The sequence below is a fragment of the Escherichia sp. E3659 genome, from assembly GCF_005781135.1.
GTDB lineage: Bacteria > Pseudomonadota > Gammaproteobacteria > Enterobacterales > Enterobacteriaceae > Escherichia.
This window is the reverse complement of record NZ_VATQ01000027.1, coordinates 191248-215633: the sequence shown is the minus strand read 5'-3', so window position 1 is coordinate 215633 and position 24386 is coordinate 191248. Positions and strand designations below refer to the sequence as shown.

Annotated in this window: 25 protein-coding genes; 13 read left to right on the top strand and 12 right to left on the bottom strand. The window is 52.4% G+C overall.

The features are described 5' to 3' along the window. Positions 1–71: 71 nt before the first annotated feature. The gene (gene fkpA / locus FEK47_RS18750) at positions 72–884 is read right to left on the bottom strand and encodes an FKBP-type peptidyl-prolyl cis-trans isomerase (RefSeq protein ID WP_130208921.1); all 813 of its coding nucleotides are present in this window, start codon (positions 882–884) and stop codon (positions 72–74) included. 220 nt (positions 885–1104) lie between these two features. On the opposite strand from fkpA, the gene FEK47_RS18745 reads away from it, so the two are divergent. Continuing rightward, positions 1105–1323 (top strand): protein SlyX, encoded by a 219-nt coding sequence (locus FEK47_RS18745; RefSeq protein WP_064527535.1) that lies wholly within the window; start codon positions 1105–1107, stop codon positions 1321–1323. A 48-nt stretch (positions 1324–1371) separates the two neighbouring features. Here the strand turns inward: FEK47_RS18745 and slyD are convergent, their stop codons facing one another. From slyD to kefG, 4 genes are all read right to left on the bottom strand, one after another. Further along, positions 1372–1962, bottom strand: coding sequence for a peptidylprolyl isomerase (gene slyD / locus FEK47_RS18740; protein ID WP_000861334.1), 591 nt, complete (start codon positions 1960–1962; stop codon positions 1372–1374). A 94-nt stretch (positions 1963–2056) separates the two neighbouring features. Next, positions 2057–2257 (bottom strand): YheV family putative zinc ribbon protein, encoded by a 201-nt coding sequence (locus tag FEK47_RS18735; protein WP_001007730.1) that lies wholly within the window; start codon positions 2255–2257, stop codon positions 2057–2059. A gap of 9 nt (positions 2258–2266) precedes the next feature. After that, positions 2267–4072, bottom strand: a complete 1806-nt coding sequence (gene kefB, locus FEK47_RS18730) for a glutathione-regulated potassium-efflux system protein KefB (protein ID WP_102420805.1) — start codon at positions 4070–4072, stop codon at positions 2267–2269. Beyond that, positions 4072–4623: a glutathione-regulated potassium-efflux system ancillary protein KefG gene (kefG, locus tag FEK47_RS18725; protein ID WP_052891973.1), complete on the bottom strand. Its 552-nt coding sequence runs from the start codon at positions 4621–4623 to the stop codon at positions 4072–4074. The genes kefB and kefG overlap by 1 nt, the downstream gene beginning before the upstream one ends. Before the next feature lie 130 nt (positions 4624–4753). On the opposite strand from kefG, the gene FEK47_RS18720 reads away from it, so the two are divergent. From FEK47_RS18720 to FEK47_RS18705, 4 genes are read left to right on the top strand one after another with little or no spacing between them, the layout of a single operon-like run. After that, positions 4754–6667 (top strand): ABC transporter ATP-binding protein, encoded by a 1914-nt coding sequence (locus FEK47_RS18720; protein WP_042002854.1) that lies wholly within the window; start codon positions 4754–4756, stop codon positions 6665–6667. After that, positions 6667–7689, top strand: a complete 1023-nt coding sequence (locus tag FEK47_RS18715) for a hydrolase (RefSeq protein ID WP_130258679.1) — start codon at positions 6667–6669, stop codon at positions 7687–7689. Before FEK47_RS18720 ends, FEK47_RS18715 begins: the two co-directional genes overlap by 1 nt. After that, positions 7683–7901, top strand: a complete 219-nt coding sequence (locus FEK47_RS18710) for a YheU family protein (protein WP_064527543.1) — start codon at positions 7683–7685, stop codon at positions 7899–7901. The genes FEK47_RS18715 and FEK47_RS18710 overlap by 7 nt, the downstream gene beginning before the upstream one ends. A 53-nt stretch (positions 7902–7954) precedes the next feature. Next, positions 7955–8824, top strand: a complete 870-nt coding sequence (locus FEK47_RS18705; RefSeq protein WP_130208927.1) for a phosphoribulokinase — start codon at positions 7955–7957, stop codon at positions 8822–8824. A gap of 54 nt (positions 8825–8878) precedes the next feature. Here the strand turns inward: FEK47_RS18705 and FEK47_RS18700 are convergent, their stop codons facing one another. Beyond that, complete coding sequence (locus FEK47_RS18700) at positions 8879–9283, bottom strand: OsmC family protein (protein WP_001148908.1); 405 nt, start codon at positions 9281–9283, stop codon at positions 8879–8881. A 301-nt stretch (positions 9284–9584) separates the two neighbouring features. Here FEK47_RS18700 and crp point away from each other — a divergent pair, with 301 nt between their 5' ends. Together crp and FEK47_RS18690 are read left to right on the top strand one after the other, a co-directional pair. After that, on the top strand, positions 9585–10217 hold the full coding sequence (gene crp, locus FEK47_RS18695) for a cAMP-activated global transcriptional regulator CRP (protein WP_000242755.1): 633 nt from the start codon (positions 9585–9587) through the stop codon (positions 10215–10217). A gap of 50 nt (positions 10218–10267) precedes the next feature. Beyond that, positions 10268–12358 (top strand): YccS/YhfK family putative transporter, encoded by a 2091-nt coding sequence (locus tag FEK47_RS18690; RefSeq protein WP_130217850.1) that lies wholly within the window; start codon positions 10268–10270, stop codon positions 12356–12358. 149 nt (positions 12359–12507) lie between these two features. Here FEK47_RS18690 and argD read toward each other — a convergent pair whose 3' ends face one another. The 5 genes from argD to ppiA form a co-directional block, all read right to left on the bottom strand. Continuing rightward, positions 12508–13728 (bottom strand): bifunctional acetylornithine/succinyldiaminopimelate transaminase, encoded by a 1221-nt coding sequence (argD, locus tag FEK47_RS18685; RefSeq protein ID WP_135487155.1) that lies wholly within the window; start codon positions 13726–13728, stop codon positions 12508–12510. Positions 13729–13813: 85 nt separating this feature from the next. Then, complete coding sequence (pabA, locus tag FEK47_RS18680) at positions 13814–14377, bottom strand: aminodeoxychorismate synthase component 2 (protein ID WP_135405527.1); 564 nt, start codon at positions 14375–14377, stop codon at positions 13814–13816. 31 nt (positions 14378–14408) lie between these two features. Further along, positions 14409–15011: a putative adenosine monophosphate-protein transferase Fic gene (locus tag FEK47_RS18675; protein WP_135487154.1), complete on the bottom strand. Its 603-nt coding sequence runs from the start codon at positions 15009–15011 to the stop codon at positions 14409–14411. Next, entirely contained in the window at positions 15001–15168 is a 168-nt protein-coding gene (locus FEK47_RS18670) for a YhfG family protein (protein WP_130221404.1), read from the bottom strand. Before FEK47_RS18670 ends, FEK47_RS18675 begins: the two co-directional genes overlap by 11 nt. Before the next feature lie 104 nt (positions 15169–15272). After that, entirely contained in the window at positions 15273–15845 is a 573-nt protein-coding gene (ppiA, locus tag FEK47_RS18665) for a peptidylprolyl isomerase A (RefSeq protein WP_064527557.1), read from the bottom strand. A 264-nt stretch (positions 15846–16109) separates the two neighbouring features. On the opposite strand from ppiA, the gene tsgA reads away from it, so the two are divergent. The 6 genes from tsgA (at position 16110) to FEK47_RS18635 (ending at position 23187) form a co-directional block, all read left to right on the top strand. Further along, positions 16110–17291 (top strand): MFS transporter TsgA, encoded by a 1182-nt coding sequence (gene tsgA, locus FEK47_RS18660; protein ID WP_138183317.1) that lies wholly within the window; start codon positions 16110–16112, stop codon positions 17289–17291. A gap of 261 nt (positions 17292–17552) precedes the next feature. Then, positions 17553–20096, top strand: coding sequence for an NADPH-nitrite reductase large subunit (gene nirB / locus FEK47_RS18655; RefSeq protein ID WP_000049213.1), 2544 nt, complete (start codon positions 17553–17555; stop codon positions 20094–20096). Next, on the top strand, positions 20093–20419 hold the full coding sequence (gene nirD / locus FEK47_RS18650; RefSeq protein WP_000084764.1) for a nitrite reductase small subunit NirD: 327 nt from the start codon (positions 20093–20095) through the stop codon (positions 20417–20419). The genes nirB and nirD overlap by 4 nt, the downstream gene beginning before the upstream one ends. Positions 20420–20544: 125 nt before the next feature. Further along, on the top strand, positions 20545–21351 hold the full coding sequence (gene nirC, locus FEK47_RS18645; protein WP_000493563.1) for a nitrite transporter NirC: 807 nt from the start codon (positions 20545–20547) through the stop codon (positions 21349–21351). A gap of 18 nt (positions 21352–21369) precedes the next feature. Further along, on the top strand, positions 21370–22743 hold the full coding sequence (gene cysG, locus FEK47_RS18640; RefSeq protein ID WP_130217628.1) for a siroheme synthase CysG: 1374 nt from the start codon (positions 21370–21372) through the stop codon (positions 22741–22743). Between the two features lie 276 nt (positions 22744–23019). Continuing rightward, complete coding sequence (locus FEK47_RS18635; protein ID WP_064527562.1) at positions 23020–23187, top strand: YhfL family protein; 168 nt, start codon at positions 23020–23022, stop codon at positions 23185–23187. A gap of 107 nt (positions 23188–23294) precedes the next feature. Here the strand turns inward: FEK47_RS18635 and FEK47_RS18630 are convergent, their stop codons facing one another. Further along, complete coding sequence (locus FEK47_RS18630; protein WP_135487153.1) at positions 23295–24380, bottom strand: aminotransferase class I/II-fold pyridoxal phosphate-dependent enzyme; 1086 nt, start codon at positions 24378–24380, stop codon at positions 23295–23297. Positions 24381–24386 lie beyond the last annotated feature (6 nt).

The window sequence follows — 24386 nt, the reverse complement described above, 5'->3', positions numbered from 1 at the left end:
CTTTCCAGCACTAATTATATCCGGCCTGCAATAAAAAAACCGCCGCCTGGTCAGGCGGCGGTTTTTAATGCTTATTTTTTAGCAGAATCTGCTGCTTTAGCATCTGCTTCTGGCTTCGTATCAGCCTTCGGTGCTGGTTTCACATCCAGCAGTTCTACGTCAAATACCAGAGTAGAGTTCGGTGGGATTCCCGGAACGCCCGCTTTGCCGTAAGCCAGCTCTGGTGGAATAACCAGTTTGATCTTACCGCCTTTCTTGATGTTCTTCAGACCTTCAGTCCAGCCAGGGATCACGCCGTCCAGACGGAACGAGAGCGGTTCACCACGGGTGTATGAGTTATCGAACTCTTTACCGTCGATCAGCGTACCTTTGTAGTTCACTACTACAGTATCGCTGTCTTTCGGTGCTTCACCTTTACCGGCTTCCACTACCTGATAAACCAGGCCAGTTGAAGAGGTTTTTACACCTTTCTCTTTGGCAAATTTCTCGCGGTACTCTTTACCTTTCGCTTCGTTATCAGCAGCATCTTTTTCCATCTTCGCCTGAGCGGAGGACTTCACGCGTGCTTCAAACGCTTGCAGAGTCTGTTCGATCTCTTGATCGGAGAGTTTGCTTTTATCCGCAAATGCATCCTGAACACCCGCGATTAGCTGATCTTTATCCAGTTTGATGCCCAGCTTTTCTTGTTCTTTCAGAGAATTGTCCATGTAACGACCGAGCGAAGCACCCAGCGCGTAAGCTGATTTCTGATCGTCATTTTTGAACGCTGCTTTGCTGTCAGCAGTTGCAGTTGGTTTCGCCGCTTCGGCAGCAAAAGTGATTGGTGCATGCAGGGCAACGGCCATTGTGGTCGCCAGCAGCGTTACTTTAAACAGTGATTTCATCCATATCTCCAGGATCGGGGCATCTCACCCCTGGGTTAACTATTATCAGAAAGGTACTATAAAACGTTGTCGAACAAATCTACATACAGATACGCCCTATTATCATCTATTTTCAGACTCTTTTTGTTTAAATTAGTTTCGATGACTGCGAAATGAGTGCTGTCTCGGGCAGCAAAGTTAAGTAGAATCCGCAGCGACCATTCGACAAAAGAGGTGAATCATGCAGGATTTAACTTTGGAAGCACGCCTGGCAGAACTGGAGAGCCGGCTGGCTTTTCAGGAAATCACCATTGAAGAACTGAACGTCACGGTGACCGCTCATGAAATGGAGATGGCGAAACTGCGCGATCATCTGCGTCTGCTGACCGAGAAGTTAAAAGCCAGCCAGCCGTCGAACATCGCGTCGCAGGCTGAAGAAACGCCACCGCCACATTATTGAGGCGTAAAAAAAGCGGGGATTCCCCGCTTTTTTGTCACTTTTTCGGTATTAGTGGCAACCGCAACCGCCGTTACCTTTACCGCCACAGCAGCCTTCGCCACCGTGTTCATGACCGTGATCGTGGCCATGACCGCCGCAGCAACCGTCGTGGTCGTGATCGTGGTGATGATCGTGCGCACCGTGAACGTGACCATGAGCCAGTTCTTCTTCAGTCGCTTCGCGAATCGCCACAACTTCAACGTTGAATTTCAGATTCTGACCAGCCAGCATGTGGTTACCGTCAACCACAACGTGATCGTCTTCAACCGCAGTGATTTCAACCGGTACTGGACCCTGGTCGGTTTCAGCCAGGAAACGCATACCTACCTGCAGTTCATCAACGCCCATAAATACGTCTTTAGGAACGCGCTGCACCAGGTTTTCGTCGTACTGACCGTAAGCGTCGTTCGCGCCAACAGCGACATCAAATTTGTCGCCAACTTCATGACCTTCCAGCGCTGTTTCCAGGCCAGAGATCAGGGAACCGTGACCATGCAGATAGTCCAGCGGCGCACTCACCGGAGACTCATCAACCAACACACCGTCTTCTGTACGTACCTGATAGGCCAGGCTGACCACCAGGTCTTTTGCTACTTTCATGATATCTCCTGAGCATGGGAAGAATAGTGGCGCAGATTGTAGCGGAATTCTGCAGCCGTGTACTCACTAGCTTAAAAAAACTCGGCGCATATCGCTAGTCCGGATGAAAAATCCCGATCACTTGCTCATCTTTGCGAACGTGATCGCGGGCTTCTTTGTCTGCTTCTCGCATCTGGTGTCCGCACTTAACGCATTCAACAATATCAATATTATTTTCGCGCCACATCGCCATGGAATCTTGCGCCTGACAGGCCGGGCATTTTGCGCCCGCAATAAAACGTTTTCGGATTGCCATCTTTACCCTCTACTCAAATTCATCCCAGCCGTCCAGCTGGCGTCGTTCTTGTTGCATCTCACGCTGGAAAATCTCTTCCAGTTCGCGTCGGGCTTCCCTGGCGCGAGAAATTTGTACGGTATCAGCATGCATCGGGATTAACTCCCGCAGCATTCGCATATCCAGGCGGCGAAAATGCAGTTGCGCGCGCTGCGCCTGATGCGGATGCATGCCAAGCGTGACCAGCGTTTTGCGCCCCAGCTCTAATGCACTGGAGAATGTCTCACGGGAAAACTGCGTCACCCCGGCCTGTAATAACTCATGCGCTTCCACACGTCCGCGCGCTCGCGCAAGAATATGCAAATGCGGGAAGTGCTGCTGGCATATTTCCACCAGCTTCATGGTGTCTTCCGGCTCGTTACAGGTAATGACGATAGACTCAGCGGCCTCTGCACCCGCAGAACGTAAAAGATCTACCTGCGTGGCGTCGCCGTAATAAACTTTGTAGCCGTATTTACGCATCAGGTTAACGGCGCTGATATCCCGCTCCAGCACGGTAATGCGCATTTTATTTGCCATCAGCAAACGACCAATCACCTGACCAAAACGCCCGAAGCCCACGACAATGACCTGGGGTTTATCATCGTTGACCCACGGTTTTTCGTCTTCTTCTTCCGGTCCGTTAAACTGGCGGGATAGCCATTTATCCACCAGCTTCATCAGCAACGGCGTGGTCATCATGGAAAGCGTCACCGTCACCAGCAACAGCGCCATCTGGTCGCCCTGGAATAAGCGTTGTGAAGAAGCGGTAGAAAAGAGCACAAAGGCAAACTCACCGCCCTGACTCAACACGCCAGCAAACTGCATCCGCTCTGAGCTACGCACGCCATACAATCGCGCCAGCAGATACAGCACGAGAATTTTCACCGCCACCAGCACAACCACGCTTATCACTACCCACAACAGATGGGTATAAAGCACCCCGAGATTGAGCGACATGCCGACAGAGATAAAGAACAAACCGAGCAGCAAGCCTTTGAAGGGATCGATAGCCGTTTCCAGTTCATGGCGATATTCACTTTCCGCCAGCAGCACGCCCGCAATAAACGTACCGAGCGCCATCGACAGCCCCAGCGCATCCATAAACAATGCGGAACCCAACACCAGCAGCAGCGTCGCGGCGGTGAACACTTCCCGCACGCCAGAAGCTGCAATAAAACGGAATACCGGACGCAGTAAATAGCGCCCGCCAATCAGCATGCCGACAAACGCCAGCACCTTCATACCGATCTTCATCCAGTCGAAATGTTCATCTGCCGACCCCGCCAACAACGGCACTAACGCCAGTGCCGGGATCACCGCCAGATCCTGAAACAGCAGTACCGAGAAACCTAACTGCCCGGATTCGCTGCGATTCATCCCTTTCTCACGCATCAATTGCAACGCCATTGCAGTTGAAGACATCGCAAGGCCAATGCCACCGACCACCGCCGCCTGCCAGGCGAAATCCGTCAGCATCAATAATCCCGCCAGCAACGCCGCGCTTAACAGCACCTGTGCCGCGCCTACGCCAAAAATCGAGCGTCGCAATTGCCAAAGTTTGGAAGGATTCAACTCCAGGCCGATGATAAACATCAGGAATACCACGCCGAGCTCCGAAAAGTGGAGGATCTCATCGACGTCGCTAATAAACCCCAGCCCCCACGGGCCAATTGCAATCCCTGCCAGCAAATATCCCAACACAGCGCCAATACCCAGCCGCGATGCCAGCGGCACCGCAACCACCGCCGCGAAGAGAAACAGCACTCCTGCGAGTAAAAAATCGGAACCTTCCATCAGCGGCCTCCTGGAGACAGCGGATTTGCCAGCCAGTCACCGTAGGCTCTGGCGTGGCTCGCCAGCTCCTGTGCGCTTTGCCGTCTCGCCCAGTAAATAATGATGGGGCTTAACCAATGCATCCGGCACATGCCCGCCGCCAGTTCAAAGGGGCGCAGAACATCGCTCATCGGGTAGCGATTCAATGCGTCATAACGGTAAGCACTTTCCGGCTCGCCGGTGGTAATCACGCTACGCCAGTACTTTCCCGCCAGTTGGTTTCCCCCCGGCCCGCTGGCAAAACCACGACTTAATACCCGGTCCAGCCACTCTTTCAGTAGCGCCGGGCAGCTATAGGTATAAAGAGGATGCTGAAAGACAATCACCTCGTGCTCGCGCAGTAATGCCTGCTCACGGGGGATATCAATAAAAAAATCGGGATAGTGCGCGTAAAGGTCGTGCACGGTAACATTGCTGAGCTGCGTGGCCGGTTTAAGCAGTACCCGGTTTGCCACCGAGTCCTGAGATTCCGGATGGGCATACAGCAGCAAAACTTTCGCTGACTGAGACATCATCCCCCTCCCGGTATGGTTTTTGTGTATAGTCGCTGTTTTGGGCTACCATTGCGCCCGGTGCGGCAGCTCGCCCATACATTACATTATCATAATGATAAGTTAACATAGTCTGAACATACGGCGCCTTATGATTGTTTTCTCCTCGTTACAAATTCGTCGCGGCGTGCGCGTCCTGCTGGATAATGCCACCGCCACCATCAACCCTGGGCAGAAAGTCGGCCTGGTGGGTAAAAACGGCTGTGGTAAATCTACCCTGCTGGCATTGCTGAAAAATGAAATCAGCGCCGACGGCGGCAGCTACACCTTTCCGGGAAGCTGGCAACTGGCGTGGGTGAATCAGGAAACGCCGGCGTTACCGCAAGCGGCGCTGGAATATGTCATTGACGGCGACCGTGAATATCGTCAACTGGAAGCGCAGCTACACGACGCCAACGAACGTAACGACGGGCACGCCATTGCGACCATTCATGGCAAGCTGGATGCTATTGACGCATGGAGTATTCGTTCCCGTGCCGCCAGCCTGCTGCACGGCCTCGGTTTCAGCAATGAACAACTGGAGCGCCCGGTGAGTGATTTCTCCGGTGGCTGGCGTATGCGTCTTAACCTTGCCCAGGCGCTGATTTGCCGTTCAGACTTGCTGCTGCTCGACGAACCGACTAACCACCTCGATCTCGATGCCGTTATCTGGCTGGAAAAATGGCTGAAGAGCTATCAGGGCACGCTGATCCTGATCTCTCACGACCGCGACTTCCTCGATCCGATAGTGGATAAAATTATTCATATCGAACAACAAAGCATGTTCGAGTACACCGGTAACTACAGTTCGTTTGAAGTACAGCGCGCCACCCGTCTGGCGCAGCAACAAGCGATGTATGAAAGCCAGCAGGAACGCGTAGCGCATCTGCAAAGTTATATCGACCGTTTCCGTGCCAAAGCCACCAAAGCGAAGCAGGCCCAGAGCCGCATTAAGATGCTCGAGCGTATGGAGCTGATTGCCCCGGCGCACGTCGACAACCCGTTCCGCTTTAGCTTCCGCGCGCCGGAAAGCCTGCCAAATCCGTTACTGAAGATGGAAAAAGTCAGCGCAGGCTATGGCGATCGCATTATTCTCGACTCGATTAAACTGAATCTGGTCCCCGGCTCGCGCATTGGTCTGTTAGGCCGCAACGGCGCGGGTAAATCGACATTAATCAAACTGTTAGCCGGTGAACTTGCGCCAGTCAGCGGTGAAATTGGTCTGGCGAAAGGGATCAAGCTCGGCTACTTCGCCCAGCATCAACTTGAATACCTGCGCGCCGACGAATCGCCTATTCAACATCTGGCACGTTTAGCGCCGCAGGAGCTGGAGCAAAAACTGCGTGACTATCTCGGCGGCTTTGGTTTCCAGGGCGATAAAGTGACGGAAGAAACGCGCCGATTTTCCGGTGGTGAAAAAGCCCGCCTGGTGCTGGCATTAATTGTCTGGCAGCGTCCGAATCTGCTGCTGCTCGACGAACCGACCAACCACCTTGACCTCGACATGCGTCAGGCACTGACTGAAGCGTTGATCGAGTTTGAAGGCGCGCTGGTTGTCGTTTCGCACGACCGTCATTTGCTGCGTTCCACCACTGACGATCTCTATCTGGTTCACGATCGTAAAGTCGAACCGTTCGACGGCGATCTGGAAGATTATCAACAGTGGTTGAGCGACGTACAAAAGCAGGAAAACCAGGCCGACGACGCGCCAAAAGAGAACGCGAACAGCGCCCAGGCACGTAAAGATCAGAAGCGTCGGGAAGCGGAGCTGCGTGCGCAAACCCAGCCACTGCGTAAAGAGATCGCCCGTCTGGAAAAAGAGATGGAGAAGCTGAATGCGCAACTGGCGCAGGCGGAAGAGAAGCTGGGCGACAGCGAACTGTACGACCAGAGCCGTAAAGCGGAGCTGACCGCCTGCCTGCAACAGCAAGCCAGCGCCAAATCCGGCCTGGAAGAGTGCGAAATGGCATGGCTGGAAGCCCAGGAGCAGCTTGAGCAGATGCTGCTGGAAGGCCAAAGCAACTGATGGCGCAGATAACGACGACCGATGCCAATGAATTCAGTAGCAGTGCTGAATTCATCCCTATGCGCGGTTTCAGCAATTGCCATCTACAAACCATGCTGCCGCGTCTGTTTCGTCGTCAGGTGAAATTTACTCCGCACTGGCAGCGGCTGGAGTTGCCCGACGGTGATTTTGTCGATCTCGCGTGGAGTGAAGATCCTGCACAGGCGAGACATAAACCGCGTTTAGTGGTGTTTCACGGGCTCGAAGGCAGCCTCAATAGCCCTTACGCCCACGGCCTGGTTGATGCGGCGAAAAAGCGCGGCTGGCTGGGTGTGGTGATGCATTTTCGCGGATGCAGCGGTGAACCTAACCGCATGCACCGCATTTACCATTCGGGCGAAACCGAAGATGCCAGTTGGTTTTTACGCTGGCTGCAACGCGAATTTGGCCATGCGCCAACGGCTGCCGTCGGCTATTCGCTAGGCGGTAATATGCTGGCCTGTTTGCTGGCAAAGGAAGGCAATGATCTCCCGATTGATGCGGCGGTGATTGTCTCCGCGCCATTTGTGCTGGAAGCCTGTAGTTACCATATGGAAAAGGGCTTTTCCCGCGTTTATCAGCGTTATTTGCTGAACCTGCTAAAAGCCAATGCTGCGCGCAAGCTGGCGGCCTACCCCGGTACGCTGCCGATTAATCTCGCGCAGTTAAAATCGGTACGTCGCATCCGTGAATTTGACGATCTGATCACCGCCAGAATTCATGGCTACGCCGACGCTATCGACTATTATCGTCAGTGTAGCGCCATGCCGATGCTCAATCGGATCGCTAAACCGACGCTGATTATTCACGCCAAAGACGATCCGTTTATGGATCATCAGGTGATCCCGAAACCGGAAAATCTTCCTCCGCAAGTAGAGTATCAACTGACCGAACATGGGGGTCATGTTGGTTTTATTGGCGGTACATTACTTCACCCGCAAATGTGGCTGGAGTCACGCATTCCTGACTGGTTAACAACGTATCTGGAGGCGAAATCATGTTGATTCCCTGGCAAGACATCTCCCCTGAAACGCTGGAAAATTTAATTGAAAGCTTTGTGTTACGTGAAGGCACCGATTATGGTGAACAAGAGCGTACGCTTGAACAGAAAGTCGCCGACGTCAAACGCCAGCTACAGTGCGGAGAAGCGGTACTGGTCTGGTCGGAACTGCACGAGACGGTCAATATCATGCCGCGCAGTCAGTTTCGCGAATAACCTGCAACCGTCGGCGGACGAGATAATAATGATAGCTAAGTCATGGAGTTACTATGTCTGCCAAACATCCGGTCATTGCGGTAACAGGATCCAGCGGCGCGGGGACCACCACCACCAGCCTCGCGTTTCGTAAAATATTCGCCCAGTTAAATCTGCAAGCCGCCGAGGTGGAAGGCGACAGTTTTCACCGCTACACCCGCCCGGAAATGGACATGGCGATCCGCAAAGCGCGCGACGCCGGGCGGCATATCAGCTACTTCGGTCCCGAAGCCAACGACTTCGGCCTGCTGGAACAGACCTTTATTGAATACGGCCAGAGCGGCAAAGGGAAATCTCGCAAATATCTGCATACCTACGACGAAGCCGTACCGTGGAATCAGGTACCGGGGACATTCACCCCCTGGCAACCTTTACCGGAACCCACTGATGTACTGTTTTATGAAGGTTTACACGGCGGCGTAGTCACGCCACAGCATAACGTTGCGCAGCATGTAGACTTACTGGTTGGCGTGGTGCCTATCGTTAACCTTGAGTGGATTCAAAAACTGATCCGCGACACCAGCGAGCGCGGGCACTCACGAGAAGCAGTGATGGACTCTGTAGTGCGTTCAATGGAAGACTATATCAACTACATCACGCCGCAGTTTTCCCGCACCCATCTTAACTTCCAGCGCGTTCCCACCGTCGACACTTCAAACCCGTTCGCGGCAAAAGGCATTCCATCGCTGGATGAAAGCTTTGTGGTGATCCATTTTCGTAATCTGGAAGGGATCGATTTCCCCTGGCTACTGGCGATGTTGCAGGGCTCATTCATTTCCCACATCAATACATTAGTGGTGCCGGGCGGCAAAATGGGTCTGGCAATGGAGTTAATTATGCTGCCGCTGGTGCAACGACTGATGGAAGGGAAGAAAATCGAGTAGCGTCGCTAATAAGCCGGATAAAATACTATCCGGCGTCACAACGGGATAGTTAAATCACGCGGCAACCACTTCATACGAGTGGGTAATATTCACGGCTTTTTCCAGCATCAGCGCCACTGAACAATATTTCTCAGCAGAGAGATCCACCGCACGCGCAACCGCTGCGTCCTTCAGGTCGCGACCGGTGACGATAAAATGCAAATTGATATGGGTAAACAGGCGCGGAGCCTCTTCGCGGCGTTCAGAGGTTAGTTTTACTTCACAATCAACCACATCCTGACGCCCTTTTTGCAGGATAGAAACCACATCAATGGCGCTACAGCCACCCGCCGCCATCAGCACCATTTCCATCGGGCTGGGCGCTTTATCGCCGGAGTTGCCATCCATTAAAATCTGGTGACCAGAGGCGGATTCGCCCAAAAAAGTTAACCCTTCAACCCACTTCACACGCGCTTGCATAATCGGAACTCCATTGCGTCAATTTTCCTGACAGAGTACGCGTACTGACCAAATCGCGCAACGGAAGGCGACCTGGGTCATGCTGAAGCGAGACACCAGGAGACACAGAGCGAAAGCTATGCTAAAACAGTCAGGATGCTACAGTAATACATTGATGTACTGCATGTATGTAAAGGACGTCACATTACCGTGCAGTTCAGTTGATAGCCCCTTCCCAGGTAGCGGGAAGCACATTTCGGCAACCCAGAGACAGCGCCGTTTTCTGGCTCTGGAGAAAGCTTATAACAGAGGATAACCGCGCATGGTGCTTGGCAAACCGCAAACAGACCCGACTCTCGAATGGTTCTTGTCTCATTGCCACATTCATAAGTATCCATCCAAGAGCACGCTTATTCACCAGGGTGAAAAAGCGGAAACGCTGTACTACATCGTTAAAGGCTCTGTGGCAGTGCTGATCAAAGACGAGGAGGGTAAAGAAATGATCCTCTCCTATCTGAATCAGGGTGATTTTATTGGCGAATTGGGCCTGTTTGAAGAAGGCCAGGAACGTAGCGCATGGGTACGTGCAAAAACCGCCTGTGAAGTAGCTGAAATTTCCTACAAAAAATTTCGTCAATTAATTCAGGTTAACCCGGATATTCTGATGCGTCTCTCCGCGCAGATGGCGCGTCGTCTGCAAGTCACTTCAGAGAAAGTGGGCAACCTCGCTTTCCTCGACGTTACAGGTCGCATCGCGCAGACGCTGCTGAATCTGGCAAAACAACCGGATGCCATGACTCACCCGGACGGTATGCAAATTAAAATTACCCGTCAGGAAATTGGTCAAATTGTCGGCTGTTCTCGTGAAACCGTGGGGCGCATTCTGAAGATGCTGGAAGATCAGAACCTGATCTCCGCACACGGTAAAACCATCGTCGTTTACGGCACCCGTTAACCCCATCGGAGTGGCGCGTTACCTGGTAGCGCGCCATTTTGTTTAAACCGATGTGGCGCAGACTGATTTATCATCCTGATATCAACTATGCACTACGACAAACACTGGTGCTATGTTTGCCCGTGGCCGTTGGTCTGTTGTTTGGCGAATTAAGACTCGGCCTGCTGTTTTCACTCGTCCCTGCCTGTTGCAATATTGCGGGGCTTGATACCCCCCATAAACGTTTTTTCAAACGCTTGATTATTGGCGCGTCGCTGTTTGCTACCTGTAGCTTATTGACACAGCTGCTGTTGGAAAAAGATATCCCCCTGCCCTTTCTACTGACCGGGTTAACGCTGGTACTTGGCGTCACTGCCGAGCTTGGGCCATTACACGCAAAATTGCTTCCTGCATCGCTGCTGGCTGCCATTTTTACCCTCAGTCTGGCGGGATATATGCCGGTATGGGAGCCATTGCTCATTTATGCGTTAGGCACACTCTGGTACGGGCTGTTTAATTGGTTTTGGTTCTGGATCTGGCGCGAACAACCCCTACGCGAATCACTTAGTCTGCTCTACCGTGAACTGGCTGATTACTGTGAAATCAAATACAGTCTGCTCACTCAGCACACCGATCCCGAAAAAGCGCTCCCGCCACTACTGGTACGCCAGCAAAAAGCGGTCGATTTAATTACCCAGTGCTATCAGCAAATGCACATGCTTTCCGCGCAAAATAATACTGACTACAAGCGGATGTTGCGCATTTTCCAGGAAGCTCTGGATTTACAGGAACATATTTCGGTCAGTTTGCATCAACCTGAAGAGGTGCAAAAGTTGGTCGAGCGTAGCCATGCGGAGGAAGTTATCCGCTGGAATGCGCAAACCGTCGCCGCTCGGCTGCGCGTGCTGGCTGATGACATTCTTTACCATCGCCTGCCGACGCGTTTTACGATGGAGAAGCAAATTGGCGCACTGGAGAAAATCGCCCGTCAGCACCCGGATAATCCTGTTGGGCAATTCTGCTACTGGCACTTCAGCCGCATCGCTCGTGTGCTGCGTACCCAGAAACCGCTCTATGCCCGCGATCTGCTGGCGGATAAACAGCGGCGGATGCCATTACTTCCGGCGTTAAAAAGTTATCTTTCATTGAAATCTCCGGCACTGCGCAATGCCGGGCGACTCAGTGTGATGTTAAGCGTCGCCAGTTTGATGGGGACCGCGCTGCATCTGCCGAAGTCGTATTGGATCCTGATGACGGTGTTGCTGGTGACACAAAATGGTTACGGCGCGACCCGTCTGAGGATTGTGAATCGCTCCGTGGGAACCGTGGTCGGGTTAATCATTGCGGGCGTGGCGCTGCACTTTAAAATTCCCGAAGGTTACACCCTGACGCTGATGCTGTTTACCACCCTCGCCAGCTACCTGATATTGCGCAAAAACTACGGCTGGGCAACGGTCGGCTTTACCATTACTGCGGTGTATACCCTGCAACTGTTGTGGCTGAACGGCGAGCAATACATCATTCCGCGTCTTATCGATACCATTATTGGTTGTTTGATTGCCTTCGGTGGCACGGTATGGCTGTGGCCGCAGTGGCAGAGCGGGTTATTGCGTAAGAACGCCCATGATGCTTTAGAAACCTACCAGGAAGCGATTCGTCTGATCCTGAGTAAAGATCCGCAACCAACACCACTGGCCTGGCAGCGAATGCGGGTTAATCAGGCACATAACACTCTGTATAACTCATTAAATCAAGCGATGCAGGAACCCGCATTTAACAGCCATTATCTGGCTGACATGAAACTGTGGGTAACACATAGTCAGTTTATTGTTGAACATATTAATGCCATGACCACGCTGGCGCGAGAACACCGGACATTACCACAGGAGCTGGCGCAAGAGTATTTGCAGTCTTGTGAAATCGCTATTCAACGCTGTCAACAGCGGCTGGAATATGACGAGCCGGGCGGGTCTGGTGACGCCAATATCATAGACGCGCCAGAGATGCTGCCGCACGAAGGCGCGGCTGGTACCCTGGAACAGCATTTACAACGGGTTATTGGCCATCTGAATACCATGCACACCATATCGTCGATGGCGTGGCGTCAGCGACCGCATCACGGGATTTGGTTGAGTCGCAAGTTGCGGGATTCGAAGGCGTAATCAATTCATTGCCAGAAGCGACATCTTTTGCCTGATGCGACGCTGACGCGTCTTATCAGCCGACAAGCATACACTCGAACCGTAGGTCGGATAAGGCGTTCACGCCGCATCCGACATCTTTTGCCTGATGCGACGATGACGCGTCTTATTTACGCCCCAACCACCTTCGCCACCGCGTGGGCGAAACGTTGCATCCCTTCATCGATATCCGCATCTTCCACCACCAGCGACGGCGCAAAACGCATCACATCCGGCCCGGCGTTCAGCACCATTACGCCAGCCTCTGCGCCCGCATAAAGGAAATCACGCGCCTGACCTTTGTATTGTGGTTTCAGCTCCGCGCCAATCAACAACCCCATGCCGCGAATATCGCTAAACACATCAAACTGCTGGTCAATCTTCTGCAAATGGTCAACAAAACGCTGACGTTTCACCTGAATGCCTTCCAGCACATCCGGTGTATTGATGATATCAAATGCCGCGCCCGCGACTGCACAGGCCAGTGGATTACCGCCGTAGGTGGAACCGTGAGAACCAGGATGAAACGCTGAAGCAATCTCCGCCGTGGTCAGCATGGCGCTAATCGGGAAGCCGCCGCCCAGGGCTTTCGCAGAGGTCAAAATATCTGGCGTCACGCCGTAGTGCATATAAGCAAACAGATCGCCAGTCCGCCCCATTCCACACTGCACTTCATCAAACACCAATAATGCCTGATGCTGATCGCACAACTCACGCAAGCCCTGCAAAAACGCTGGCGTCGCCGCCGTCACGCCGCCCTCGCCCTGAATCGGCTCAACCACCACCGCGCAGGTATGGTCATCCATCACCGCTTTCACTGCGTGAAGATCATTAAAAGGCACGTGGATAATATCTGCCGGTTTTGGCCCAAAGCCGTCGGAATATTTCGGCTGCCCGCCCACAGAAACGGTAAACAACGAGCGACCATGAAAGGCGTTATGGAAGGCGATGATTTTGGTTTTGAACGGACTATGACGCACGCAGGCGTAGTGACGCGCCAGTTTAAAGGCGGTTTCGTTGGCTTCCGTACCGGAGTTCATAAACACCACGCGTTCGGCAAACGTCGTCTCAATCAGTTTACGCCCGAGACGCAGTGCCGGTTCATTGGTGAAAACGTTGCTGATATGCCACAGGGTTTCCCCCTGGGTTTTTAACGCTTCCACCAGCGCCGGATGGCAATGGCCTAACGCCGTTACCGCAATCCCACCCGCGAAATCGACATACTCCTTGCCTTGCTGATCCCAGACTCGGCTGCCCTGACCTTTTACCGGAATAAACTCTGCCGGTGCATAAATCGGCAGGATCACTTCATCGAAAGTCGCGCGTGTAATTGCTGCTTGTTCAGTTGCCATCTCATGATCACCCTGTTACGCATAAACCAATGTGAAATTATAATCACAAAATATGCATAAAAAATCACTAGATAGCAACCAGAAATCAGCGATGCAGGAAATTCGCCAGCAGTTGATGCCCCTGCTCGCTGAGAATGCTTTCCGGATGGAACTGCACACCTTCAAGATCCCACTGGCGATGACGAATCCCCATAATCTCCCCGGTTTCGCTCCAGGCAGTCACGTCAAAGCACGCTGGCAATGAGTCAGGTTCCACCACCAGCGAATGGTAGCGCGTCACGGTGAGTGGATTCGCCAGCCCCTGGAATACGCCCTGGCCGTTATGCGTAATCGGTGAGGTTTTACCGTGCATGACCTTTGCGGCACGCACAACTTTGCCACCAAAAGCCTGCGCCATCGCCTGATGACCGAGGCAGACGCCAAGAATCGGCAAGCGTCCGGCATAGTGGCGAATAACTTCAAGGGAGATCCCGGCTTCATCTGGCGTACAGGGGCCGGGTGATATGACAATTTTTTGTGGTTTAAGGGCGTCGATATCCACCAGTGTCAACGCATCGTTGCGCTTAACCAGCACATCGGCCCCCAGTTCACAAAAGTACTGGTAGAGGTTCCAGGTGAAAGAATCGTAGTTATCAATAAGCAGGATCATGGCGGCTCCGGTACGAAAGAACCGCGCTATTTTACTCAGATTCCCCGGCTTCGCTTACCACTTTGCTAAATATCGTCTGCAGAGCCGTAAGGTCACCCATTGCCCCATTCTGATTCGCCTGATTCCAGGCCTCTTCACCAATACCTTGCCAGTTCAGTTGATAGCCGGCATGAATCGCCAGTTGCTCGAAGAAGATCCGCTGTGCCAGGCCGCTTCCCGCACGAAATGGATGCAGGACGTTAATTTCACAATAGTAGTGCGCCAGCCGCTCGACGAACTTCGCTTTCTCAAGACCAACCAGATAACCTTCTTCCTCCAGATCCTGCATCAGGGCATTGCCCTCTTTTTCGATATAGGCAAAGTGGCAGAACGGCGTATCGCCCTGATAAATATCAACTTCGCGCAGTTGCCCTGCCCAGTCGAAAATATCCTGATACAGCTGGCGGTGAATAGCACGCAAATGCGGTAAACCGCGCACCAGTGGACCAAGCTCAATGGTCGCGGCACGCAGTGCCGTCATTTCGTAAGCGGCCTGTTCCAGACGCTGCTGCTGGCGAATGTTCAGTCGATTACGCATGATATCAAGGCCAGGATAAAGATACGGGTCGCGCCCTTCGCCAAATTTATCGCTCATAATGCCTCCTCAGCTCTTCAATGCGTGCTAAAGCCTCTGCGGCAGTAAGAGTGACTAATGGCATCTCAACGCCTTCAAGGCGGCGGCTGGCCTGGAAATTACGATTACGCTGAAGCTCCCAGAGACGGGACTTTTGCTTATCGGTGAGTTTCTTCACTTGATGCCTCCCTGAACGTGTCCGTTTGCCACAAGTATAAGCGGCAAATCCAGGTTACGCCGGGAGAGCAGAGGCGCGGGCAAGATTACCCGCGCGAGAAATCCTTACGGCAGGACTTTAGCGGAAAGGATAACTACCGGTTTTGACGGCACATTCTGGTACGGGCCAACATCATGGGTTGGGACCTGGGAAATCTTGTCAGCAACATCCATGCCTTTCACCACTTTACCAAATACCGCGTAACCAAAATCACGCTGACCGTGGTCGAGGAAGGCGTTATCGGCAACGTTGATAAAGAACTGGCTGGTAGCGCTGTCTTTGTCGGCAGTACGCGCCATCGCGATGGTGCCACGGGTGTTACGCAGACCGTTATCAGCCTCATTTTTGATCGGCGGATTCGGTTTTTTCTGCTGCATCTGCTCGGTAAATCCACCACCCTGAATCATAAAGCCCGGGATCACCCGGTGAAAAGTGGTGTTGTTATAAAAGCCGCTGTTCACATAATCGACGAAATTTTGCACTGATACTGGCGCTTTCTGGCTATCCAGCTCCAGTTCGATATTACCAGCAGAGGTTGTTAACAATACGTGCGGATCCCCTTTCGCTGCCATTGCTTCAGGTGAGAGAGCAGAAAGAGCGAAAACAGCTACAACAGCTGCCAGGGTCGATTTGAACATGAGATTTCCTTAACAGAGCAGAAAAAAAGCAAGTGGAGAGATTCTAAATAGCCTTCAATGACAAGGCCATTCCTTTACCTAATTTTACGCACTTGAAATATATGTAACCTGATGATCACGTATATTTCGTGATGAGAATCACTTTAAACATTGCAAATTAGCAACCGTTTGCAATTAAATATTTAATCAGATCACAAAATCACCTAAAATCGCCCGCTCGCAGCATATCCACTATGCCATTTTATCTTTTAACGCAGGCCAATCATGACTAACAGCAATCGCATCAAGCTCACATGGATTAGCTTTCTCTCCTACGCACTGACCGGTGCGTTGGTTATTGTCACCGGGATGGTGATGGGAAACATCGCCGATTATTTCAATCTGCCTGTTTCCAGTATGAGTAATACCTTCACCTTCCTCAACGCCGGCATTTTAATCTCCATCTTCCTCAACGCCTGGCTGATGGAAATCGTCCCGTTGAAAACGCAGTTACGTTTTGGCTTTCTCCTGATGGTGCTGGCGGTTGCCGGTTTGATGTTCAGCCACAGCCTGGCGCTGTTCTCGGCGGCGATGTTCATTCTCGGGGTGGTTAGCGGCATCACCATGTCGATTGGTACGTTCCTGATAACGCAAATGTATGAAGGGCGTCAGCGCGGTTCCCGCCTGTTATTTACCGACTCCTTCTTCAGTATGGCCGGGATGATTTTCCCGATGATCGCCGCGTATCTGCTGGCACGCAGCATTGAGTGGTACTGGGTTTATGCCTGCATCGGACTGGTTTACGTCGCTATCTTTGTTCTGACCTTCGGCTGTGAGTTCCCGGCGCTGGGCAAACATGCGCCAAAAACTGACGCTCCGGTAGCGAAAGAAAAATGGGGGATCGGCGTGCTGTTTCTCTCCATTGCGGCACTGTGCTACATCCTCGGTCAGTTAGGTTTTATCTCCTGGGTGCCGGAGTATGCCAAAGGTTTGGGCATGAGCCTGAACGATGCAGGTACGCTGGTAAGCAACTTCTGGATGTCGTACATGGTTGGCATGTGGGCATTCAGCTTTATTCTTCGCTTCTTTGATCTGCAACGCATTCTGACCGTACTGGCTGGTCTGGCTGCGATTCTGATGTATGTCTTTAACACCGGAACACCGGCACATATGGCGTGGTCAATTCTCGCCCTGGGCTTCTTCTCCAGCGCGATCTATACCACCATCATCACCCTGGGTTCACAGCAGACCAAAGTACCATCGCCAAAACTGGTTAACTTTGTCCTGACCTGCGGGACCATCGGCACCATGTTGACCTTTGTGGTTACCGGACCGATTGTTGAACATAGCGGTCCACAGGCAGCACTGCTCACTGCAAACGGTCTGTACGCTGTGGTATTCGTGATGTGCTTCCTGTTAGGTTTTGTCAGCCGTCACCGTCAGCACAACACCCTGACCTCTCATTAATTGCTCATGCCGGGCGGCGCTATCGTCGTCCGGCCTTTTCTTCTCTTCCCCCGCAACGTGCCTTCATCTCTATAAAACCTTTCATTTTGTGTGTTTTTTACACAAACATGAAATGTCAGACAATTCCGTGACTTAAGAAAATTTATACAAATCAGCAATATACCACTTAAGGAGTATATAAAGGTGAATTTGATTTACATCAATAAGCGGGGTTGCTGAATCGTTAAGGTAGGCGATAATAAAAAAGAAATCGAGGCAAAAATGAGCAAAGTCAGACTCGCAATTATCGGTAACGGTATGGTCGGCCATCGCTTTATCGAAGATCTTCTTGATAAATCTGATGCGGCCAACTTTGATATTACCGTTTTCTGTGAAGAACCGCGCATCGCTTATGACCGCGTACACCTCTCGTCTTACTTCTCTCACCACACCGCCGAAGAGCTGTCGCTGGTGCGCGAAGGCTTCTACGAGAAACACGGCATTAAAGTTCTGGTCGGCGAACGCGCTATCACCATCAACCGTCAGGAGAAGGTGATCCACTCCAGCGCCGGGCGCACCGTTTTTTATGACAAGCTGATCATGGCGACCGGTTCCTACCCGTGGATCCCGCCAATCAAAGGTTCTGATACTCAGGACTGCTTTGTCTATCGCACCATTGAAGACCTCAACGCCATTGAATCCTGCGCACGTCGCAGCAAGCGCGGTGCCGTTGTTGGTGGCGGCCTGTTAGGTCTGGAAGCCGCTGGCGCGCTGAAAAACTTAGGTATTGAAACCCACGTTATCGAATTTGCCCCTATGCTGATGGCAGAACAGCTTGATCAGATGGGTGGCGAGCAGCTGCGTCGCAAAATCGAAAGTATGGGTGTACGCGTTCACACCAGCAAAAACACCCTTGAGATTGTGCAGGAAGGTGTCGAAGCGCGTAAAACCATGCGTTTTGCCGACGGCAGCGAGCTGGAAGTTGACTTTATCGTCTTCTCTACCGGTATCCGTCCGCGCGATAAGCTGGCAACCCAGTGTGGTCTGGACGTTGCTCCGCGTGGGGGTATCGTCATTAATGATTCCTGCCAGACTTCCGATCCGGATATCTACGCCATCGGTGAATGCGCAAGCTGGAACAACCGTGTATTTGGTCTGGTAGCACCTGGCTACAAAATGGCGCAGGTCGCCGTTGACCACATTCTCGGTAGCGAAAACGCCTTTGAAGGTGCTGACCTTAGCGCCAAGCTGAAACTGCTGGGCGTAGACGTAGGCGGTATTGGTGATGCGCACGGTCGCACGCCTGGCGCACGTAGCTACGTTTACCTCGACGAAAGCAAAGAGATCTACAAACGCCTGATTGTCAGCGAAGACAACAAAACCCTGCTCGGTGCGGTACTGGTGGGCGATACCAGCGACTACGGTAACCTGCTGCAACTGGTGCTGAATGCTATCGAGCTGCCGGAAAACCCGGATTCCCTGATCCTGCCGGCGCACTCTGGTAGCGGCAAGCCGTCTATCGGTGTTGATAAACTGCCGGACAGCGCGCAAATCTGCTCCTGCTTCGACGTCACCAAAGGTGATCTGATTGCTGCCATCAACAAAGGCTGCCACACCGTTGCGGCGCTGAAAGCCGAAACCAAAGCGGGTACTGGCTGCGGTGGCTGTATCCCGCTGGTCACTCAGGTACTGAACGCGGAACTGGCGAAACAGGGCATCGAAGTTAACAACAACCTGTGCGAACACTTTGCTTATTCGCGTCAGGAACTGTTCCATTTGATCCGCGTTGAAGGCATTAAAACCTTCGAAGAACTGCTGGCGAAACACGGCAAAGGTTACGGTTGTGAAGTTTGTAAACCGACCGTCGGTTCGCTGCTGGCCTCCTGCTGGAACGAATACATTCTGAAGCCGGAACATACTCCGCTGCAGGATTCTAACGATAACTTCCTCGCTAACATCCAGAAAGACGGCACCTACTCGGTGATCCCGCGCTCTCCGGGCGGTGAAATCACCCCGGAAGGACTGATGGCAGTGGGTCGTATCGCGCGTGAATTTAATCTCTACACCAAAATCACCGGCTCTCAGCGCCTGGCGATGTTTGGCGCACAGAAAGACGATCTGCCGGAGATCTGGCGTCAGCTGATTGAAGCTGGCTTCGAAACCGGTCATGCCTATGCGAAAGCACTACGTATGGCGAAAACCTGCGTGGGTAGCACCTGGTGCCGCTACGGCGTTGGCGACAGCGTCGGCCTCGGCGTGGAACTGGAAAACCGCTACAAAGGCATCCGTACGCCGCACAAAATGAAGTTCGGTGTCTCCGGCTGTACCCGTGAATGTTCAGAAGCTCAGGGTAAAGACGTGGGTATCATCGCCACTGAAAAAGGCTGGAACCTGTATGTTTGCGGTAACGGCGGCATGAAACCGCGTCATGCGGATCTGCTGGCAGCGGATATCGATCGCGAAACGCTGATCAAATATCTCGACCGCTTCATGATGTTCTACATCCGTACTGCCGACAAACTGACGCGTACCGCACCGTGGTTAGAAAACCTCGAAGGCGGCATTGATTACCTGAAAGCGGTGATCATTGACGACAAACTGGGGCTGAACGCACATCTGGAAGAAGAGATGGCGCGCCTGCGTGAAGCGGTAGTGTGTGAGTGGACTGAAACGGTCAATACGCCGTCTGCGCAGACTCGCTTCAAACACTTCATCAACAGCGACAAGCGTGACCCGAACGTGCAGATGGTGCCAGAGCGCGAACAGCACCGTCCGGCAACGCCGTATGAACGTATCCCGGTAACTCTGGTGGAGGACAACGCATGAGCCAGTGGAAAGACATCTGCAAAATCGATGACATCCTGCCTGAAACCGGCGTCTGCGCGCTGTTAGGTGACGAGCAGGTAGCAATTTTCCGCCCGTATCACAGCGATCAGGTGTTTGCGATCAGCAACATCGATCCGTTCTTCGAATCCAGCGTGCTGTCACGCGGGCTGATTGCGGAGCATCAGGGCGAGCTGTGGGTCGCCAGCCCGCTGAAAAAACAGCGTTTTCGCTTAAGCGACGGCTTGTGCATGGAAGACGAGCAGTTTTCCGTCAAGCATTACGAAGCTCGAGTGAAAGACGGCGTGGTACAGCTGCGCGGTTAATGTTTTAACGGGAGGCGCAATGCCTCCCCTTTTTGCATTGTCCTGTAATGACCTTCGGTATATTGCAGGACATTTTTTAAACTTTTTGTTTTATTTTTTGTTTTTATTTTTTAAAGGATAATCAAATGTTTACAGACACTATTAATAAGTGTGCGGCTAATGCTGCGCGCATTGCACGCCTGTCGGCAAATAACCCGCTCGGCTTTTGGGTCAGCTCCGCCATGGCGGGCGCGTATGTGGGTCTTGGGATCATCCTGATTTTCACGCTCGGTAATTTGCTCGACCCGTCCGTACGTCCGCTGGTGATGGGCGCGACCTTTGGTATCGCCTTAACGCTGGTGATTATCGCCGGTTCTGAACTGTTCACCGGACACACCATGTTCCTCACCTTTGGGGTGAAAGCGGGCACTATCAGCCACGGGCAAATGTGGGCAATCCTGCCGCAAACCTGGCTGGGTAACCTGGTCGGTTCTGTCTTTGTTGCCATGCTCTATAGCTGGGGCGGTGGTAGCCTGCTGCCAGTAGATACCAGCATTGTTCACTCCGTCGCGCTGGCTAAAACTACCGCACCGGCAATGGTACTGTTCTTCAAAGGCGCATTGTGTAACTGGCTGGTTTGTCTGGCAATCTGGATGGCACTGCGCACCGAAGGTGCAGCGAAATTTATCGCTATCTGGTGGTGTCTGCTGGCATTTATCGCGTCCGGCTACGAGCACTCCATCGCTAACATGACGCTGTTCGCGCTCTCCTGGTTCGGCAACCACAGCGAAGCCTACACGCTGGCGGGTATTGGTCATAACCTGCTGTGGGTGACGCTGGGTAATACTTTATCGGGCGCCGTATTCATGGGATTGGGTTATTGGTATGCTACGCCGAAAGCGAATCGTCCGGTTGCGGACAAATTTAATCAAACTGAAACGGCTGCCGGTTAATTACTAAGGGGTTTTTACGTGGATCATTTGCCTATATTTTGCCAATTACGCGATCGCGACTGTCTGATTGTCGGCGGTGGTGATGTCGCGGAACGCAAAGCAAGGTTGCTGTTAGACGCAGGCGCTCGCTTAACGGTGAATGCATTAGCGTTTATTCCACAGTTCACCGCATGGGCAGATGCAGGCATGTTAACCCTCGTCGAAGGGCCATTTGATGAAAGCCTTCTCGACACCTGCTGGCTGGCGATTGCAGCGACGGATGATGACGCGCTTAACCAGCGTGTCAGCGAAGCCGCTGAAGCTCGTCGCATCTTCTGTAACGTGGTCGATGCGCCGAAAGCCGCCAGCTTTATTATGCCGTCGATTATTGACCGCTCACCGCTGATGGTGGCGGTCTCCTCTGGCGGTACTTCTCCGGTTCTGGCGCGACTGTTGCGCGAAAAACTTGAATCACTACTGCCGTTACATCTGGGCCAGGTAGCGAAATACGCCGGGCAATTACGCGGTCGAGTGAAACAACAGTTCGCCACGATGGGTGAACGTCGCCGTTTCTGGGAAAAATTGTTCGTTAACGACCGCCTGGCGCAGTCGCTGGCAAACAACGATCAGAAAGCCATTACTGAAACCACCGAACAGTTAATCAACGAACCGCTCGATCATCGTGGTGAAGTGGTGCTGGTTGGTGCAGGTCCGGGCGATGCCGGGCTGCTGACGCTGAAAGGTCTGCAACAAATTCAGCAGGCTGATGTGGTGGTCTACGACCGTCTGGTTTCTGACGATATTATGAATCTGGTACGCCGTGATGCGGATCGTGTCTTCGTCGGTAAACGCGCGGGATATCACTGCGTACCGCAGGAAGAGATTAACCAGATCCTGCTGCGGGAAGCGCAAAAAGGCAAACGCGTGGTGCGTCTGAAAGGCGGCGATCCGTTTATTTTCGGCCGTGGTGGCGAAGAGCTGGAAACACTGTGCAATGCAGGTATTCCGTTCTCGGTGGTTCCGGGTATTACCGCAGCTTCTGGTTGCTCTGCCTATTCGGGTATTCCACTTACGCATCGCGATTATGCTCAGAGCGTACGCTTAATTACCGGACACTTAAAAACCGGTGGCGAGCTGGACTGGGAAAATCTGGCGGCAGAAAAACAGACGCTGGTGTTCTATATGGGGCTGAATCAGGCCGCGACCATTCAGCAAAAACTGATTGAACACGGAATGCCTGGTGAAATGCCAGTGGCGATTGTTGAAAACGGCACGGCGGTCACGCAACGCGTGATTGACGGTACGCTCGCGCAGCTAGGTGAACTGGCTCAACAAATGAACAGCCCATCATTAATTATTATTGGTCGGGTCGTTGGCCTGCGCAATAAATTAAATTGGTTCTCTAACCATTAATTTAAAAAAAATTAACTAAGGCCGGATATTTCTGGCCTTTTTTTATTTACAAACATACTTATATTAATGTTTATTTTCAGCATACATAAAACAAACTTTTAACTAATTTATTTTAATAACGTCCTGCAGTTACAGCGGCTTACAAATATAAGCATAATATTCATAGTCCGTTCACTGACGTATAATAGATATTCCTGTATCGTCTTTAGCGAGCTGTTTGCTTATATTCACATAATCAATGAATATTACTCGATATATTTTACATAGGGAATGAAAATGAACAAGTTTATTAAAGTGGCACTGGTTGGTGCAGTTCTGGCAACATTAACTGCATGTACTGGTCATATTGAAAACCGTGAAAAGAACTGCTCTTACGACTACCTGCTGCACCCGGCAATTTCTATTTCTAAAATCATTGGCGGCTGCGGTCCTACTGCACAGTAAGTCTCTGACTGAAATTAGCTAACGCTGATTTAATTACCTGACGCCCTCGGGATTACCTGAGGGCGTATTTGTTTTTGTATTAACTCCGTAAACGTCATTCACAACGATTAAATACTGCCAATACTCTCACGCAAAATCCGCAACACCGTCTCCTCACCGCTACGATTAGGATTAATGCGAATCGCACAATGTTCTAATTGCGGATTCGCCTGACGAAACGTTCCGGAAAGACGGTAAAAGAGCGGCGGGATTTCATATTTCGACTCCGCGCCCACCGGGTAAGGCAACGCGCCGCGCTTTTGCGCCTCTTCCAGCACCCTGGCGGCAATCGGCTGATGAAACTCCACAATCAACACCTTCGACTGCGCATTAGCAATGACGGCGCTTTTCACTTCCGGTACTGCGCCACCGTTGAGCAAGGCCAGCAGCCGTTCAGATACCCCCGCCTGCACCGCATGCATTACCGGCGCGAACACCAATCCACGCAACACTTCCAGCGCCTGAGCGCCCTGAATCTGGCTGCCGCCGGAGTAAAGCGTGGCACGAATCCGACGAATAACATCGGCATCACCTACCACCGCGCCAACGCCCTCTGGCCCAAACAGCTTGAAGCAGGAGAATGTCGAGACATTCGCCCCGCATTCGCAGCCGATTCGCGCTACCTTCATCACCGCATAGTTGTCATCGGTTAACGCTGGAACGCCTGCCGCGCGCAACGTTGCCAGCACATCTGCCAGCACATAGCTGTCATGTGGCTGCTGGCGCGTATGCTGCACCAGCGCCGCATCCGGTTGTTGCTCTTCAATGGCCTGCTTCAGTGCCGCCAGGTCATTGAAATCAGCAGTGATAAGCGTCAGCCCCATCTGCTCAACAATGACCTGAGTCGTCGGATAAACAGGCGCGTCATGCACCAGAAGACGCTGCCCCGGTTTGAGCAAAGCCGCCAGCCCGGCGCGAATCGCTCCAGTCCCCGCGCCCTGCACCAGCGCCGCGGCCTGTGCGTGAAATGCATCAGCCAGCACCTGCTCCACCCGTTGGGTAATACGCGGTTGATTCAGACCTGGAGTTAACCCTAAATCACCGCCAGTAAGAAACTCGCTGCCGGGGAAATGGCGACAAATGCTATCCACCAGCGCAAACTGCTTTTGCTGCGCCTCAATAATCGTCAGGCTTTGCAGAGGAAACGTCTTCATAGGTGC

What these genes read in the sequence shown, in the direction of transcription:
- slyD (WP_000861334.1), bottom strand. Translation starts at nt 1,962, where the DNA reads ATGAAAGTAGCAAAAGACCTGGTGGTCAGCCTGGCCTATCAGGTACGT.
- ppiA (WP_064527557.1), bottom strand. Translation starts at nt 15,845, where the DNA reads ATGTTCAAATCGACCCTGGCAGCTGTTGTAGCTGTTTTCGCTCTTTCT.
- crp (WP_000242755.1), top strand. Translation starts at nt 9,585, where the DNA reads ATGGTGCTTGGCAAACCGCAAACAGACCCGACTCTCGAATGGTTCTTG.
- FEK47_RS18700 (WP_001148908.1), bottom strand. Translation starts at nt 9,283, where the DNA reads ATGCAAGCGCGTGTGAAGTGGGTTGAAGGGTTAACTTTTTTGGGCGAA.
- tsgA (WP_138183317.1), top strand. Translation starts at nt 16,110, where the DNA reads ATGACTAACAGCAATCGCATCAAGCTCACATGGATTAGCTTTCTCTCC.
- FEK47_RS18690 (WP_130217850.1), top strand. Translation starts at nt 10,268, where the DNA reads ATGTGGCGCAGACTGATTTATCATCCTGATATCAACTATGCACTACGA.
- nirD (WP_000084764.1), top strand. Translation starts at nt 20,093, where the DNA reads ATGAGCCAGTGGAAAGACATCTGCAAAATCGATGACATCCTGCCTGAA.
- FEK47_RS18710 (WP_064527543.1), top strand. Translation starts at nt 7,683, where the DNA reads ATGTTGATTCCCTGGCAAGACATCTCCCCTGAAACGCTGGAAAATTTA.
- FEK47_RS18715 (WP_130258679.1), top strand. Translation starts at nt 6,667, where the DNA reads ATGGCGCAGATAACGACGACCGATGCCAATGAATTCAGTAGCAGTGCT.
- FEK47_RS18630 (WP_135487153.1), bottom strand. Translation starts at nt 24,380, where the DNA reads ATGAAGACGTTTCCTCTGCAAAGCCTGACGATTATTGAGGCGCAGCAA.
- FEK47_RS18720 (WP_042002854.1), top strand. Translation starts at nt 4,754, where the DNA reads ATGATTGTTTTCTCCTCGTTACAAATTCGTCGCGGCGTGCGCGTCCTG.
- fkpA (WP_130208921.1), bottom strand. Translation starts at nt 884, where the DNA reads ATGAAATCACTGTTTAAAGTAACGCTGCTGGCGACCACAATGGCCGTT.
- FEK47_RS18635 (WP_064527562.1), top strand. Translation starts at nt 23,020, where the DNA reads ATGAACAAGTTTATTAAAGTGGCACTGGTTGGTGCAGTTCTGGCAACA.
- kefG (WP_052891973.1), bottom strand. Translation starts at nt 4,623, where the DNA reads ATGTCTCAGTCAGCGAAAGTTTTGCTGCTGTATGCCCATCCGGAATCT.
- FEK47_RS18705 (WP_130208927.1), top strand. Translation starts at nt 7,955, where the DNA reads ATGTCTGCCAAACATCCGGTCATTGCGGTAACAGGATCCAGCGGCGCG.
- argD (WP_135487155.1), bottom strand. Translation starts at nt 13,728, where the DNA reads ATGGCAACTGAACAAGCAGCAATTACACGCGCGACTTTCGATGAAGTG.
- kefB (WP_102420805.1), bottom strand. Translation starts at nt 4,072, where the DNA reads ATGGAAGGTTCCGATTTTTTACTCGCAGGAGTGCTGTTTCTCTTCGCG.
- FEK47_RS18675 (WP_135487154.1), bottom strand. Translation starts at nt 15,011, where the DNA reads ATGAGCGATAAATTTGGCGAAGGGCGCGACCCGTATCTTTATCCTGGC.
- nirC (WP_000493563.1), top strand. Translation starts at nt 20,545, where the DNA reads ATGTTTACAGACACTATTAATAAGTGTGCGGCTAATGCTGCGCGCATT.
- nirB (WP_000049213.1), top strand. Translation starts at nt 17,553, where the DNA reads ATGAGCAAAGTCAGACTCGCAATTATCGGTAACGGTATGGTCGGCCAT.
- FEK47_RS18745 (WP_064527535.1), top strand. Translation starts at nt 1,105, where the DNA reads ATGCAGGATTTAACTTTGGAAGCACGCCTGGCAGAACTGGAGAGCCGG.
- FEK47_RS18735 (WP_001007730.1), bottom strand. Translation starts at nt 2,257, where the DNA reads ATGGCAATCCGAAAACGTTTTATTGCGGGCGCAAAATGCCCGGCCTGT.
- pabA (WP_135405527.1), bottom strand. Translation starts at nt 14,377, where the DNA reads ATGATCCTGCTTATTGATAACTACGATTCTTTCACCTGGAACCTCTAC.